Source organism: Staphylococcus sp. 231237_7MaSpsaltlick, assembly GCF_043107035.1.
The window spans coordinates 1-424 of the sequence record NZ_JBICNX010000408.1 but is presented as its reverse complement, the minus strand read 5'-3'; the positions used below and the strand labels follow the sequence as shown (position 1 = coordinate 424).

At 31.6% G+C, this 424-nt stretch carries 1 protein-coding gene; it reads left to right on the top strand.

What is annotated here, in order from left to right; genetic code table 11:
* Window positions 1–78 precede the first annotated feature (78 nt).
* Window positions 79–424, top strand: a 346-nt coding sequence (locus tag ACF91D_RS32115) for a phage portal protein (RefSeq protein ID WP_392438756.1), incomplete at its 3' end; no start/stop codon positions are given.

The following is a 424-nucleotide window of genomic DNA, read 5'->3' as shown; positions in this document are numbered from 1 at the left end:
CAACTAGATATGCCTTATCGCAAGATATGAAACAAAACGCATTATCTATACTTAAATAAGAAGGTGATTAACATATATATGCCAAATGAAAAGCCATATGGTGAACGGATTGTTGAAGCTATTAAGCCAAGGTTTGAAACACAAGAAGAATTAATTATTAGGTTGGTTAATGAACATAAATCTAGGATTAAAGATATAACAACAGGTCAAAGATATTATGATAAACAGTCGGACATATTAAAATATAAAGCTAAGTTAGACGCAAATGGCGAATTAGATATAGAAAAGCCGGATTGGCGAATTACTACGAATTTTCATCAAAACTTAGTAGATCAAAAAGTTGGTTATACGGTAGGTAATCCGGTAACACTATCTTGTGATAATGAGGAAGTTACTAATCAACTACACGAGATATTCGATAATC